At 65.0% G+C, this 13,212-nt stretch carries 13 protein-coding genes; 8 read left to right on the plus strand and 5 right to left on the minus strand.

Annotated features, from left to right (window positions below; translation table 11 throughout):
• The first annotated feature begins 88 nt into the window (after window positions 1-88).
• Together O7B34_RS19490 and O7B34_RS19495 are read left to right on the plus strand one after the other, a co-directional pair.
• Window positions 89-760, plus strand: a complete 672-nt coding sequence (locus O7B34_RS19490; RefSeq protein WP_027145951.1) for an LON peptidase substrate-binding domain-containing protein — start codon at window positions 89-91, stop codon at window positions 758-760.
• 35 nt (window positions 761-795) lie between these two features.
• Entirely contained in the window at window positions 796-1,047 is a 252-nt protein-coding gene (locus O7B34_RS19495) for a Trm112 family protein (protein WP_337147605.1), read from the plus strand.
• 77 nt (window positions 1,048-1,124) lie between these two features.
• Here O7B34_RS19495 and O7B34_RS19500 read toward each other — a convergent pair whose 3' ends face one another.
• From O7B34_RS19500 to O7B34_RS19510, 3 genes are read right to left on the minus strand one after another with little or no spacing between them, the layout of a single operon-like run.
• On the minus strand, window positions 1,125-4,451 hold the full coding sequence (locus O7B34_RS19500; RefSeq protein WP_337147606.1) for an error-prone DNA polymerase: 3,327 nt from the start codon (window positions 4,449-4,451) through the stop codon (window positions 1,125-1,127).
• Complete coding sequence (locus O7B34_RS19505) at window positions 4,448-5,926, minus strand: DUF6504 family protein (RefSeq protein WP_337147607.1); 1,479 nt, start codon at window positions 5,924-5,926, stop codon at window positions 4,448-4,450. The genes O7B34_RS19500 and O7B34_RS19505 overlap by 4 nt, the downstream gene beginning before the upstream one ends.
• Window positions 5,868-6,917: an ImuA family protein gene (locus O7B34_RS19510; protein ID WP_337147608.1), complete on the minus strand. Its 1,050-nt coding sequence runs from the start codon at window positions 6,915-6,917 to the stop codon at window positions 5,868-5,870. The genes O7B34_RS19505 and O7B34_RS19510 overlap by 59 nt, the downstream gene beginning before the upstream one ends.
• A 580-nt stretch (window positions 6,918-7,497) precedes the next feature.
• Between O7B34_RS19510 and O7B34_RS19515 the strand changes: the two genes are divergently transcribed.
• The 3 genes from O7B34_RS19515 (at window position 7,498) to O7B34_RS19525 (ending at window position 8,767) form a co-directional block, all read left to right on the plus strand.
• On the plus strand, window positions 7,498-7,920 hold the full coding sequence (locus O7B34_RS19515; RefSeq protein ID WP_140510548.1) for a metallopeptidase family protein: 423 nt from the start codon (window positions 7,498-7,500) through the stop codon (window positions 7,918-7,920).
• Window positions 7,921-8,175: 255 nt separating this feature from the next.
• Window positions 8,176-8,472 (plus strand): type II toxin-antitoxin system RelE/ParE family toxin, encoded by a 297-nt coding sequence (locus tag O7B34_RS19520; protein ID WP_337147609.1) that lies wholly within the window; start codon window positions 8,176-8,178, stop codon window positions 8,470-8,472.
• A 13-nt stretch (window positions 8,473-8,485) separates the two neighbouring features.
• Window positions 8,486-8,767 carry an XRE family transcriptional regulator gene (locus O7B34_RS19525; RefSeq protein ID WP_027145958.1) on the plus strand — a complete coding sequence of 94 codons (282 nt, stop codon included), beginning with the start codon at window positions 8,486-8,488 and terminating at the stop codon, window positions 8,765-8,767.
• Window positions 8,768-8,785: 18 nt separating this feature from the next.
• Here the strand turns inward: O7B34_RS19525 and O7B34_RS19530 are convergent, their stop codons facing one another.
• Window positions 8,786-8,992, minus strand: a complete 207-nt coding sequence (locus O7B34_RS19530) for a DUF1737 domain-containing protein (RefSeq protein WP_337141180.1) — start codon at window positions 8,990-8,992, stop codon at window positions 8,786-8,788.
• Between the two features lie 37 nt (window positions 8,993-9,029).
• Window positions 9,030-9,920, minus strand: coding sequence for an HpcH/HpaI aldolase/citrate lyase family protein (locus O7B34_RS19535; RefSeq protein ID WP_337147610.1), 891 nt, complete (start codon window positions 9,918-9,920; stop codon window positions 9,030-9,032).
• Window positions 9,921-10,578: 658 nt separating this feature from the next.
• Here O7B34_RS19535 and O7B34_RS19540 point away from each other — a divergent pair.
• From O7B34_RS19540 to O7B34_RS19550, 3 genes are read left to right on the plus strand one after another with little or no spacing between them, the layout of a single operon-like run.
• Window positions 10,579-10,902: a hypothetical protein gene (locus O7B34_RS19540; RefSeq protein ID WP_337147611.1), complete on the plus strand. Its 324-nt coding sequence runs from the start codon at window positions 10,579-10,581 to the stop codon at window positions 10,900-10,902.
• Window positions 10,903-10,905: 3 nt separating this feature from the next.
• A complete protein-coding gene (locus O7B34_RS19545) occupies window positions 10,906-11,598 on the plus strand; it encodes a response regulator transcription factor (protein ID WP_337147612.1) in 693 nt (230 codons plus the stop codon).
• Complete coding sequence (locus O7B34_RS19550; RefSeq protein WP_337147613.1) at window positions 11,589-13,190, plus strand: HAMP domain-containing sensor histidine kinase; 1,602 nt, start codon at window positions 11,589-11,591, stop codon at window positions 13,188-13,190. Before O7B34_RS19545 ends, O7B34_RS19550 begins: the two co-directional genes overlap by 10 nt.
• Window positions 13,191-13,212: the final 22 nt, after the last annotated feature.

The raw sequence follows: 13,212 nt of genomic DNA on the forward strand, positions 1-13,212 counted from the left end.
GTCGCACGGGCTTGTGGCGTCGGGCCTGCGCGCCAGATAGGACAGGGCAGGTTGACGCTTCGCAATGGAAGCGATCGGGAGGAACGAGGTGCAAGCGGGAAACGCGCATTACCGGCTCGCCAAGGATTTGCCGCCGACGATCCCGCTTTTTCCGCTCGAGGGCGCCCTCCTGCTGCCGGGCGGCCGCATGCCGCTCAACATCTTCGAGCCGCGCTACCTGCAGATGGTGGACGAGGCGGTCGCCGGCTCGCGCGTCATCGGCATCATCCAGCCCGGCCTCAATGGCGCGTTGCGCGAGGATGGCGAGCCGGAACTTTGCAATGTCGGCTGCATCGGCCGCATCATCGCTTTTTCGGAGACCGGCGACGGCCGCTACCTGATCTCGCTGCAAGGCGTGTGCCGGTTCCGCATCGCCCACGAGCTGACGGTCAAGACGCCGTTCCGCCAGTGCAAACCGGCGCCCTTCCTCGCCGATCTCGACGAGGAGCAGGCGGCTGATGAAATCGACCGGCCGGCGCTGCTGCGGGCCTTTCGCGCCTATCTGCAGGCCAATGATCTGGAAGCCGACTGGGAAAGCGTCAGCCGCGCCGAAAACGCCATGCTGGTCAATGCGCTGTCGATGATGGCGCCCTACGGACCAGCCGAGAAGCAGGCGTTGCTCGAGGCGGCGGACCTGAAAACCAGGGCCGAGACGCTGATTGCCATCACCGAGATGACGCTGGCGCGCGAGAATGAGGATTTTGGCTCGAGCCTGCAGTGAGGTGAATGCAGGCCTGAAGCTGGAAAGGGGACGCAATGGCGGATGGGCGTGATGGAAAGAAAACCAATGTCGACCCGAAGCTGCTGGAACTCCTGGCCTGCCCGCTGACCAAGGGGCCGCTGGCCTGGGACCCCGAACGTGGCGAGCTGATCTCGCGGGTCGCCAAGCTCGCTTATCCCGTGCGCGACGGCATCCCGATCATGCTTCCCTCGGAAGCGCGGACCATCTCGGCCGAGGATGTGCTGTCGCCGCCAAAGCTGGGCGGGCCGGGCAGTTCATCGTCATAGAGTGTGGCCGGACATTGAGGTTGGCGTTCTACGGCGCTGGCCCGCCAGCGTTTGATGGTGAGGGGCCCGGCCCGCGCCTACTGAAAATTGCGCCCCTTGGGCATGACCCTTTCCGCCTCTTCCGACAGCATAGCGAGGTCCTGTCCGACTTTCGGTATTGCGGATTGGCTGGTGCTGCCCGAGGGATCGGCATTTGGCGGTACGGCTTGGCTGACCTTTTCCAAGAGCACGGTCAGCCAGGGCGTCAGGTCCTCGATCTTCTCGGCGACGATGTGGACGACACCTGATTCCGACTGAAGTTTCCCGCTGACCTTGACGAAGCGCGCGCCCATGACGATTGGCCGGAAGCGGGTAAAAGTTCTTTCCCAGAAGATGACATTGGCGACGGCCTTGTCGTCTTCCAGCGTGAGAAAGATCGCGTTGCCCTTGCCGGGGCGCTGGCGCACCAGCACCAGACCGGCAACGGAGACCCGCCTGCCGTCGCGCACGGACGGCAGGCTGGCATTGGGGGTAACGCCGGCGCGGTCGAGCCGCTCGCGCAGGAAGGCGACCGGATGCGCCTTCAGCGACAGGCCGAGCGAGCGGTAATCGTGGATGACATGCTCGCCGAGCGGCATTTTCGGCAGCTTCGTCTGTGGTTCCAGCTCGCGCAGGCCGAGCGCCGGCTGGTCGAACAGCGGCAGCTTCTCGGCGGCACTCTTGCCGTCCAGCGCGCGGACCTCCCAAAGTGCCGCGCGGCGGTCGAGGCCGATGGACCGAAAGGCGTCGGCCTGCGCCAGCTTCTCGATCTCGTCGACATTGAGGCCGGAGCGCAGCCAGACCTCCCTGACGGTCGAGTAGCCGGCGCCGCGCCGCTCGACGAAAGCCTCCATGCGTTCCTTGGAAAGTCCCTTGACCTGCCTGAAGCCGAGCCGCAGCGCATGGCTTGTCTCGATGACACCGCGCATGTCGGCATGGCGCGGCAGGATGCGGGCCGGGTCGAAAGACGCCTTTTCCAAAGTGCAGTCCCAGACGGAGAAATTGACGTCGACCTCGCGGATGTCGACGCCATGGTCGCGGGCGTCGCGCACCAGCTGCGCCGGCTGATAGAAGCCCATAGGCTGCGAGTTCAGGATCGCGGCGCAGAACACGTCGGGATAGAAGGTCTTGAACCAGCAGGAGGCGTAGACGAGCAGCGCGAAGGAGGCGGCATGGCTTTCGGGAAAACCGTATTCGCCAAAACCCTCGATCTGCTTGAAGCAGCGCTCGGCGAAGTCCTTCGTGTAGCCCTTGCCGACCATGCCGTCGATCATGCGCTGGCGGTAATTGCCGATGGTGCCGGTGCGCTTGAAGGTGGCCATGGCGCGGCGCAATTCGTCGGCCTCACCCGGTTTGAAACCGCCGGCGACGATCGCGATATTCATCGCCTGTTCCTGAAACAGGGGCACGCCAAGCGTCTTGCCGAGGATCGCTTCCAGCTCCGGTTTTTGATACTCGGCCGCTTCCTTGCCTTGCCGGCGACGCAGATAAGGGTGGACCATGTCGCCCTGGATAGGGCCGGGGCGTACGATCGCCACCTCGATGACGAGGTCGTAGAATTCGCGTGGCTTGAGACGCGGCAGCATCGACATCTGCGCGCGCGATTCGATCTGGAAGACGCCGAGCGTATCGGCACGGCAGATCATGTCGTAGACACGTTGGTTCTCCGCCGGGAGAGTGGCCAGCACATAGGGCCGGCCAAATTCATCTCGTGCCTTCGGATAATGGTCCGTTAGCAGGGTGAAGGCGCGTTGCAGGCAGGTCAGCATACCGAGCGCCAGCACATCCACTTTCAGGATCTTCACCGAGTCCAGATCGTCCTTGTCCCATTCGACCATCTTGCGCTCGTCCATCGCCGTCTTGACGATGGGAACGATCTCGTCGAGTCGGTCCCTGGTGATGACGAAGCCGCCGACATGCTGGGAGAGGTGGCGGGGAAAACCCATGATCTCGTTGGCGCGCTCCATCACATGCCGCGATATGGGGTCGCCGCGGTCGAGCCCGCCGGCCCTCGCCTCCTTCTCGCCGAGTTCCGAGGTCGACCAGCCCCAGATCGAGCCGGAAAGGGACGCCCGGACATCCTCCGACAGGCCCATCGCCTTCGATACTTCGCGCAGCGCCGAACGGCCGCGATAGCTGATGACGGCGGCGGCAAGGGCGGTACGCTTGGAGCTGTATTTCTCGTAGATGTACTGGATGACAGTTTCGCGCTTTTCGTGCTCGAAATCGACGTCGATATCCGGCGGTTCGTTCCTTTCCTCGGAAATGAAGCGCTCGAAAAGCGAATTGATCTTTTCCGGCCCCACTTCGGTGATGCCGATGCAGAAACAGACGACCGAGTTGGCGGCCGACCCACGCCCCTGGCAGAGAATATCCTTGCCGCGCGCGAACTTGACGATGTCGTAGACGGTCAGGAAGTAACGGGCATAGTTGAGGCGCTCGATCAGAGCGAGCTCTTCCTCGATGCGCTTGGTCACGGATTCAGGCACACCTGCCGGGTAGCGGTTGACCGCTCCCTCCCTTGCCAACCTTTCCAGCTCCGCCTGCGGGCCGAGGCCCGATTCCGTCGGCTCGTCGGGATAATTGTACTGGAGGTCGCTGAGCGAGAAGGTCAGCTCTTCGCCGAAACGCAGCGTCTCCGCCAGCGCTTGCGGGTGCCTGCGGAACAGGCGCGCCATTTCCAGCGGGGGCTTCAAATGGCGTTCGGCATTGGCGGTCAGTTCCAGCCCCACCTCGGCGACCGGAACATTGAGGCGGATCGCGGTCAGCACGTCCTGCAGCGGGCGGCGTTCGGCCGTGTGATAGAGCACATCGTTGGTCGCCATCAGCGGTATGCCGGCACTCTCGGCAAACGCCGCCGCCTGCTCGATCCGAAAGCGATCATGGCCGGCATAACAGGGTGAGACGCCGAGCCGCAGGGCCCTGCCGAAGCGGTCCTGGAGTTGGCGGAGCAAAACCAGGCTGTCCTGCGCGCCGGCCGCCAGATCGGGCAGGACCGCCAGCGACATCCGGTCGCCCCATTCGAGCAGGTCGTCGCGCCGGAGCAGGGTGGCGCCCTTTTCGGTCTCGTCGCGCAGATTGGCCTGGGTGAGCATGCGGCACAGATGCCCCCAGCCCTTGCGGTCCCTGGGATAGGCGAGAATGTCCGGCGTGCCGTCACCAAAAACCAGCCGGCAGCCGGGGTGATAGGCAAGCTTTTCGACCTTGGCCTGCTGCCAGGCGCGCACCACACCGGCCACGCTGTTGCGGTCGGCGAGCCCGATCGCGGAGAAGCCCATGAGCTTGGCCGCGACCACCAGTTCCTCGGGTTTGGAGGCGCCGCGCAGGAAGGAGAAGTTCGACTGGATGCCGAACTCGGCATAGGGGATGACGGTCAGCGCGTTCATGCGAAGACCCCGTGCATGAACCAGCGCGGCGGGATCTGCGAGACGCCGCCGTACAGGCCTTGCCGGTAGAGCCAGTAGCGGCGGCCATCGGCATCCTCGATGCGGAAATAGTCGCGTGTCGATGCCGCCGGATCGCCTGGCGCCTCGCGCCACCATTCGGCGGCGATGCGCTCCGGACCTTCGGCACGGGTAACGCGGTAAAGCGCGCGGCGCCAACGAAAATGCAGCGGCGGTCCCTCCGGCATTTCGGTGGCCGGCACATCGATGGGCTCGGGCGCGCGGAACAACCGGATCGGCCGTTCCGGCGGAAAGATGGTCATCGGCGCCTGCATCCTGTCCGGCTTCTTCGGCGGCGTGGTCCGGCGCGGCGCCTCGCTGAAGGGGACGATGGCGACGGCGCGTTCGGGCAGATGGCTTTCCACGGGAACCGGCTGCAGAACCGCGCCCTCGCCGAGGCGGGCGCGGATACGGTCGGCGAACAGGGCGATGTCGGCGCCATCATCCACCGCTTCACCGGTCAGATCGGTCTGCTGCGTGTCGAAAGCGGCGACGGCCAGCACCGAGAGGCGCACCAGATCGAAGCCATAGCCGGCATCGATATGCTGCTCGAGCGCGGCCAGCCGCTCATGGAACAATTTCCGGATCAGCAAGGGTTCGCGCATCGGCCGCGAGGTGCCGAGCGCGATGCGGCTGACGGCGCCGTCGACGCGAAAGAGCAGCAGCGCCAGCGTCCGGGCGCCTTCGCCGCGGCGTTCGAGGTCGGTCTTCAAGGTCGTCGCCAGCATGCCCACCAGCCGTTCTATCTCCTCCGTCAGCGTGACGGGCTCGGCGAGATGGCGTTCGACCGAAAGCGGCGCGACGGGAAGGCGCGGCGAGATCGCTTCGTCGAGACGGCCAAGCGCCTGGTCGAGGCGCTGGAGCAGCAAAGCGCCGAAGCGGCGGGCGAGCGGCGCGCGCGGCGCGGCCATGACGGCGCCCGCCGTGCGCAGCCCTACACTTTCCAGGCTGGTCCGGGTTTCCGGCGCTATGCGGAGGGCGGCCAGCGGCAAGGGGGCAAGCAAGGCTTCCTCCTCGCCCGATACAACGATGCGGTCGCCGCAAAAGCGTGCCGCCGCCCAGGCCGCCCCGGGCGTGCCGGCAAGCCCGGGGCGGACGTCGAAACCCTGGTGGAAGAAGCGCGACAGGATCTCGTCCAGCATGGCGCGTTCGCCGCCAAACAGATGGGTGCAGCCGGTGACGTCGAGGAACAGGCCATCAATGCTGTCCAGCGCGACCAGCGGCGTGTAGCGGTCGCACCAGTCGGCAAGGCCCTCGAGCAGGCGCCGGTCGGCCTCCGGATCGGCTTCGACGATGTCGATCGACGGATGCATGGCGCGCGCATCGGCAATCCCCATGTCGCGCTTCAGGTGCAGCGCCTCAGCCCGCTCGTCGAGGGCCGAGATGCGCTGCGCGTTGCCCTGGCGGTGGCTGATCACGAGCGGTGGGTGAGATGGCCGCGGATGATCCGATGGCCGGGAACGCCAGGATTTCCCCAGACGCTGCCGCAGGATCCTTTCGGTCGCCAGATAGGGAAACCACAGGGACAGGATTCTCTGCCCATTCGCTGCCTCCACCGTGTCTTTCGTCGCCCCGTCTTTCCTCGAATCTGCGTTCATCGGGGTTCCACTCCAGTGTGAATTGTCCAGGCAGGGCCGTGCGGCTCTTGCCGATGCTGATGGTGAAGGCGGGGTGGCCGATCGAGCCGGCGAGCGGCCCGGCGACCGTGGCGCGCGGCACGGCCGGCGCCGACGCGGCGATCAGACGAAGAGGCGCCGCCGTCGGTTCCGGCTCGGCCGCCTGCCGCAGCAGGAACACCGGCCGGCCGGCACCTTGCGCCCGCGCATGCAGGCGGCATGTCGCGGTCAGGTCCAGCCGCTGCGGATTGCCGCGGATTTCCAGGATGACGGCGGCAAGCGCGGTCATCCTGGCGGCCTCCTCGGCGATCCACAGCGCATCGACAAGCCTGGGCGCCTCGGAAAACAGCAATTGCCCGGGCTCGATGCCGAAGCAGCCATGCAGCCCCCTGGCGTAGGGAAAGCCGGCCTCGTGGAAAATTTCCGATGTCCCGATCCATAAGATGGGCAGCCCCTGCGCCCGGTTGAGGATCAGGCTGACGAGCGATAGAGCGAAGCCGGCCACGGCTCCCGCATCGCGGGTTTCCAGGCCATGGATTTCGGTCAGGGCGGCTTTCGGCAGGCCGCCCCTGAGCGCGGCATCGAGCCGATCGATGCCGATGGGCAGGAAAGCATCCGGCAAGGCCGCGGCAAGGCCGCGCCGGACGATCGTCAGATCGCTGCCAGTACCGGCGCCGGCATCAAGGGTCGCCGCCGCCGGCGCCTGCAGGCGCTCGGGCAGCGTTCCCTCTATTTTCGCGATCTGGCGGCGCAGGGAAAAAACAGTCTCCCGCGCCACGGCGGTCATCGCCATGACGGTCAGCTTTCACTCACAATTGTTCCTGTTATGTTCCCTATAGATTCCAGAGGCGATCCGAAGAGTCAAGCAGAGTCATGAGGAATTTATTCCTGCGCGTATGGGCACATGAGTCCGACATTCACATGTCCGCACGTCACCATGAGGCCGTCATCCCTGGGCGAAGCAGCCGCGCAGCGGCGTCGCGGAGACCCTGGGATCCATGCCGCGACCTTGGCCGTGAAGTGCAGCGGAGCAAATTCTGCACCGTGGCAGCGCACCGGAGTCCCGGCATGGATTCCGGGGTCTGCGCCGCGTCGCTGCGCTCCTTGCTCCGCCCCAGAATGACGAAGTGATGGGCGTTTCCTCGTCAATCGCCAACGTATTCGTCAACGAGGCTTCCTAGCCGCGAGACTAACGCGGCCACCAAATGAGACGCCCTGGCCGGCGCTGCGCGATGGTGGAAGGTCCGGCATGAGTTCTCCTGATACATGGCTGGACGCGATTCCCCGGCAGCGGCAAAAGCGCCGGCAGAAATTGCCGCGCCATTTGCCTGGACCAGCACGAAAGCCTATATGCCGGGATCAAAGGACAAAGCATGGCCCGCATCTACAAGACCCGCACCTGGCATGGCGAACTTGCGCCCTCGATGGAGGAACTGGAGTTCCTGGCGCTGGAGGCCTACGCCCATCTGCCGGAGGAATTTCGCAAGCTGACCGGCGAGATCATCATCCAGATCGCCGAATTCCCGACCGACGAGATCATGGACGATTTGTCGCTGGAGACGCCGTTCGACCTGCTCGGCCTGTTCGAGGGGCGCGGCATCGCCGAACGCTGGAACCCGCAAACCGGCGAAGGCCCGAACCGCATCACCCTCTATCGCCGCGCCATGCTCGACTATTGGGCCGAGAACGAGGAATCGCTGGGCGACATCGTCACCCACGTGCTGATCCACGAGATCGGCCACCATTTCGGCCTGTCGGACGATGATATGGAAAAGATCGAAGAGGCTGCTGAGTAGGCCGTACCTTCGTCACCCTAGGGGTCTGCGCGGCCTCGCTTTGCTCCTTGCTTTACCCTAGCAGGACGAAGGGAGGGAGGGCCTTTCCCTATCCACTCGCTGAGCTGGGTGTCCGGCCCGTATTCCTGAACGTCGATATCCCCGACCATGGCCTGGTCGCAGCATGGGGTCGGTGAGCCGCCGCTATAGTCATCAATCGGTCGCTGGCGGGTCACTGTCTTGCGCAATTATACAAGTTTTGATATAAGTCTGCCAATGCCAGTGACGAAGCGCTTAGATTTTCTCGGAGATTCTCTTGCCCAGCTCCGGGATTTTCCAGAGGCGGCGCGCAAGGTGCAACTCGGACTTGAACCAAGCGACTGGAAGCCGATGACGACGGTCGGCCCGGGTGTGCGGGAAATCCGCGTCCGCGACGACGACGGCGCGTTCCGGGTGCTTTACGTTGCGAGCATAGGCGATGCCGTCTATGTGCTGCACGCCTTTCAGAAGAAGACGCAACAGACGGCGAAACGAGACTTGGATCTTGCCGCATCGCGGTTCAAGCAAATCTAGTGGAGATCCGACGATGGAACGTCAGAGCTTTGAAAACGTGTGGGACGCACTGGAAGGCACTCCGGCCGAATCCGCCAACATGACTATGCGCTCCAACTTGCTGATCGCGATCGAACAGCGGGTGCGGAGTTGGGACGTTACCCAGGCCGAAGCAGCCAACCGGCTCGGGATTACCCAGCCACGCCTTAGCGACCTCCTGCGGGGCAGGATCACGAATTTCAGTCTGGATACGTTGATCAATCTTGCCGCACTGGCCGGACTTACCGTGCGTCTTGATATTGTCGAGGCCGCCTGATGGTCTCTTTGCCTTCCACTACCACTCGCTGAGCTTGGTATCCGGCCCGTATTCCTGCCCGTCGACATCCTTCACCACGGCCTGGCCGCAGCGCATGGTCTTGGCTTTCTTGTCATAGGCGTAGGTCGGCGAGCCGAACAGATGCCAGCCCTTGTTCAGCGCCGCCGTCACCTTATGGCAGAAGCTGGCGTCGTCCGGGGCGGTGAGAAAGCGGTAGAGTTTCATCGTCCAATTCCTGTCATGTATCCCAAGTCGACGAATATCATGCGCCGATGGCGGCGGCCTTCGCCAGCAGTTTTTCGGCCTGCGCCAGGTGCAGCCGCTCGACCATCCTGCCATTCAGCGCGATGACGCCCTTGCCGCTGTTTTGCGCCAGCGCGAAGGCATCCTTCACCGCGCGCGCCTCGGCCAGCGCCTGCGCCGACGGGGCGAAGGCATGGTTGGCGGCCTCGATCTGCGATGGATGGATCAGCGTCTTGCCGTCAAAGCCCATGGCGGCAGCCTGAGCGCATTCGCGCGCAAACGCGTCCGGGCCGCGAAAATCGTTGAACACCCCGTCGAGCATGTCGAGGCCGCCGGCGCGCGCCGCCAGCAGCATCTGCATCAGCCATGGCAGGAGATAGGCGCGGTCCGGCGTTGCCAGCACGCCGGTATCCTTGATCAGGTCATTCGTTCCGGCAATGAAACAATCCAGCCGCGAGGCGGGGTCACGGCCGAGTTCGGCGATGGCGCCGATGTTGAGCATGGCCTTGGGCGTCTCGATCATCGCCCATAGTTTCATGCTGTCGGGAGCAAAATTGTCGTCCAGCACATCGCCGACCTCAAGCACGTCGCGCGGTGTGTCGACCTTTGGCAGCAGGATGCCGTCCGGTTCCGCCTTGGCCACGGCCGCAAGATCGTCGGTGCCCCATTCGCTGGACAGCGCATTGACGCGCACCACCATCTCGCAGCGCCGGCCATTGTGGTCGGCATCAGGGCGGTTGGCGAAAATGCCGGCCAGTTTTTCGCGCGCGGCGATCTTGTCGGCGGGGGCGACGGCGTCCTCCAGATCGATGATGACGGCGTCGCAGGCAAGCTGCGCGATCTTGGCCAGCGCCTTGTCGTTGGAGGCCGGGACATAGAGCACGGAGCGACGCGGGCGGTAGGGTTCCATGTCCGATCTATGCCGCGTGTGGTTGGTCGAGGCAAGCGTCCGCCCGGTATCTGACACGAGCCAACCGCGAAAGCTTGCGCTGCCCCTTGCCTGTCCGTCCTCCGCAGCAGTCGCGGAAGGGGACCCTTCCTCTCCCCCGTCGATCGAGGGAGAGGTGTCGAGCGCAGCTCGACGGGGGTCGACCCTTTGGGCGCAAGGCGATGCGAGGCTTGCGCCTAGTGCCCTATGCCGTTTGCGGCGGTTACCAGGTGGTTCCCCCACTCCGTCTCGGCTTCGCCGAGCCACCTCTCCCCCCTCCGGAGGGAGAGGAAAGGAGCTTGGCTGGGCAGCGCCAACGTCCGGAAAGGATAGCGGGCAGCGCACCAGCCCTGCACGAAAACTGCACACGCCAGCGGAAAACCTCCTCCGATCCGCCGCATCGCTTCCCTGCCAGCCTGCGAGACAGGCGGCATGCACAAGCGAGCAAAACCCCGTCTGCCCTATCAGCTGCGCAGCGAAGGCTGGTGGCTGGTCGACCCGCCACGTGCCAAGCCCGCCGCAATTGTCATCCCCTTTGTCCGCCCGCATCGCGCTCGGAAAATCCAATTAATGGCCGCGGTCCGCCAATCTTCCGACGTTATCCCGAGCGCTTGATGCCTGCTGTTTCATCAACTTCGCCGTGCTGATCGCCAACTGCAATGTCGACCATTCCGTTGAAATGACCGGCCAGGGCATTCCCCTCGACGCCTGGTATCCGCGCTCGCTCGGTCCGGGCGCGTTTCCGGCACTCGATCGCTTCTTCGACCATCAGAACAAGACCCCGGACGCGGGCGCTGTCCGCGAACTTGAAGGATTGCGGGCCAGCGACGAAGCCTGGTATCGCAGCGTCCAGCGGAACTGGCGTGGCTGGAGCTTTCGTGACTGGCGCCTGCTTCGATATCTCGACAGCAAGGGGTCGCTCGTGCTTCCTCAGCCTTCGCAACCTTCCTTGCCGGACCGCTGACCGATGCCGCATCACATCCTCGTCGCCGACGATGACCCGCATATCCGCGAAGTGATCTGCTTCGCGCTGGAAAAGGCCGGCATGAAAACGGCTGCCGTTTCCGATGGCGCCGCCGCCCTGCAGGCGATCGAACGGCACACGCCCGACCTTGTCGTGCTCGACATCGGCATGCCGGAGATGGACGGGCTGGAGGTCTGCCGGCGGCTGCGCCAGCGATCAGACCTGCCGGTGCTGTTCCTGTCCGCGCGCGACGAAGAGATCGACCGCATCCTCGGGCTCGAAATGGGCGGCGACGACTATGTGACAAAGCCGTTCAGCCCGCGCGAACTGGTCGCCCGCGTCAACGTCATCCTGCGGCGCGCCCGCCCGGCAGGGCCCGAACCGGTTGACGACAGGCAGTTTACCCATGGCAAGCTCACGCTAGTGCCGGCCAGCCATAGCGCCGGCTTCGACGGTCGGCCGCTTGCCCTGACCGGAATAGAATTCTCGATCCTGAAAGGGTTTCTGGCGCGGCCCACCCACGTGCTCGATCGCGACGCGGTGATGGCCAGTGCCTATGCCGGCAAGATCCATGTCGCCGACCGCACCGTCGACAGCCATATCCGCAACATCCGCGCCAAGCTGGCGGCGGTCGGATGCCTGGATGCCATCGAGACGGTGCACGGCGTCGGCTTCCGGCTCGGCCGATGCGGCTGACGACCTCAGGCAAGTGGAGCGGCCGCAAATGGCGGCCGCGCCTCGCCACGGTCGTCGTCGCCATCCTGATCCTAGTGATGGCCTTGCCGCTGGTCGGCCTGTTCTTCTTCCGCCTCTACGAAAACCAGTTGATCCGCCAGACCGAGGCGGAGTTGATAGCGCAGGGTGCGGCCATCGCGGCCATCTATGCGCAGGAGGTGCGCGACGCCGGCATTTCCGGAGACAAGCTCGGTGTGCCGATGCCTGGGGCCAATGGCAGCGCGAGCCGAGGCGCCAATCCCGATTCGCCTTATCGGCCGATCGAGCCGCAGCTCGATCTCGCCTCGGATTACGTGCTTGCGACCCGGCCGGCGGGGACGCCCGCCACGGCCGATCCAGCCTTCGCCGCGATCGGCGCGCGGCTGGCCGGCATTCTCGACGCGACGCAGAAAACCACGCTGGCCGGCTTCCGGCTGCTTGATCCCACAGGTGTCGTCATTGCCGGGCGCGACGAGATCGGGCAGTCGCTTGCCGGGGTCGAGGAGGTGCGTGAGGCGCTCGCCGGGCGCTATGCCAGTGCGCTCAGGCTGCGCATCCCCAACCAGCCGCCGCCGTCGCTCTATTCGGTCAGCCGCGGCACCAGGGTGCGCGTCTTCGTCGCGCTGCCGGTTGCCGTCGACGGCAAGGTCGCCGGCGTGGTCTATGTTTCGCGGACGCCCAACAACATCATAAAACATCTCTATGGCGAACGCGGCAAGGTGACAGCGGCGGCGATCGCCATCCTCGGCGGCACGCTGCTCATCGGCCTCGTCTTCCTGCGCACCGTCAGCCGGCCGATCTATGCGCTGATCGACCGCACCCAGCGCATTGCCGCCGGCGAGCGCGGCGCGATCCGGCCGCTCGACCATCATGGCACGCGCGAAATGGCCGAATTGTCCGCCGCCTTCCTCGACATGGCCGAAAAACTGCAGGCGCGCTCGGACTCGATCCAGACCTTCGCCACCCACGTCTCGCATGAGCTCAAATCGCCGCTGACGGCGATCCAGGGCGCTGCCGAACTGCTGCGCGATTCCGGCTCGGCGATGGACGATGACGAGCGGCGGCGCTTCTCCAACAATATCGTCAACGATGCCGGGCGGCTCAATTTGCTGGTCCGGCGGCTGCTTGACCTGGCGCGCGCCGAAAACCTTGCACCCAGCGGCGAAAGCACCTCGGTCGGTGCGGCGCTGGCGCTGCTTCCCGTCGACACCAGGCTCCCGGTTCGCGTCGAGGCCGGCGGCGACCTGGCCTTGCGCATATCGGCCGAGAACGGAGCAATCGTATTTGGCAATCTCATCGACAATTCGGCCCGGCACGGCGCGACGCAAGTTTCGATCACCGCCGCAAGCACCGGCGGCAAGGCGACGGTGCTGGTCAGCGACGACGGCGCCGGCATTTCGCCAAGCAACCGGGCGCGCATCTTCGAGCCGTTCTTCACCACGCGCCGCTCTACCGGCGGCACCGGCATGGGGCTCGGCATCGTGCTGGCCCTCCTGAAAGCGCATGATGGTACGATCCGGCTGGTTGACACCGAGCGCGGCACGCGCTTCGAGATCACTTTGCCGGTCGCGTAAGACGGACGGCGGATCGGAGAAA

Origin of the sequence: Mesorhizobium sp. Cs1299R1N3, assembly GCF_037179625.1 — a bacterium.
GTDB lineage: Bacteria > Pseudomonadota > Alphaproteobacteria > Rhizobiales > Rhizobiaceae > Mesorhizobium > Mesorhizobium salmacidum.

Excerpts from the sequence above, each read along its gene's own strand:
- O7B34_RS19520 (WP_337147609.1), top strand. The coding sequence starts at position 8,176 with ATGCCAGTGACGAAGCGCTTAGATTTTCTCGGAGATTCTCTTGCCCAG.
- O7B34_RS19535 (WP_337147610.1), bottom strand. The coding sequence starts at position 9,920 with ATGGAACCCTACCGCCCGCGTCGCTCCGTGCTCTATGTCCCGGCCTCC.
- O7B34_RS19515 (WP_140510548.1), top strand. The coding sequence starts at position 7,498 with ATGGCCCGCATCTACAAGACCCGCACCTGGCATGGCGAACTTGCGCCC.
- O7B34_RS19510 (WP_337147608.1), bottom strand. The coding sequence starts at position 6,917 with ATGGCGATGACCGCCGTGGCGCGGGAGACTGTTTTTTCCCTGCGCCGC.
- O7B34_RS19500 (WP_337147606.1), bottom strand. The coding sequence starts at position 4,451 with ATGAACGCGCTGACCGTCATCCCCTATGCCGAGTTCGGCATCCAGTCG.
- O7B34_RS19525 (WP_027145958.1), top strand. The coding sequence starts at position 8,486 with ATGGAACGTCAGAGCTTTGAAAACGTGTGGGACGCACTGGAAGGCACT.
- O7B34_RS19545 (WP_337147612.1), top strand. The coding sequence starts at position 10,906 with ATGCCGCATCACATCCTCGTCGCCGACGATGACCCGCATATCCGCGAA.
- O7B34_RS19550 (WP_337147613.1), top strand. The coding sequence starts at position 11,589 with ATGCGGCTGACGACCTCAGGCAAGTGGAGCGGCCGCAAATGGCGGCCG.
- O7B34_RS19495 (WP_337147605.1), top strand. The coding sequence starts at position 796 with ATGGCGGATGGGCGTGATGGAAAGAAAACCAATGTCGACCCGAAGCTG.
- O7B34_RS19530 (WP_337141180.1), bottom strand. The coding sequence starts at position 8,992 with ATGAAACTCTACCGCTTTCTCACCGCCCCGGACGACGCCAGCTTCTGC.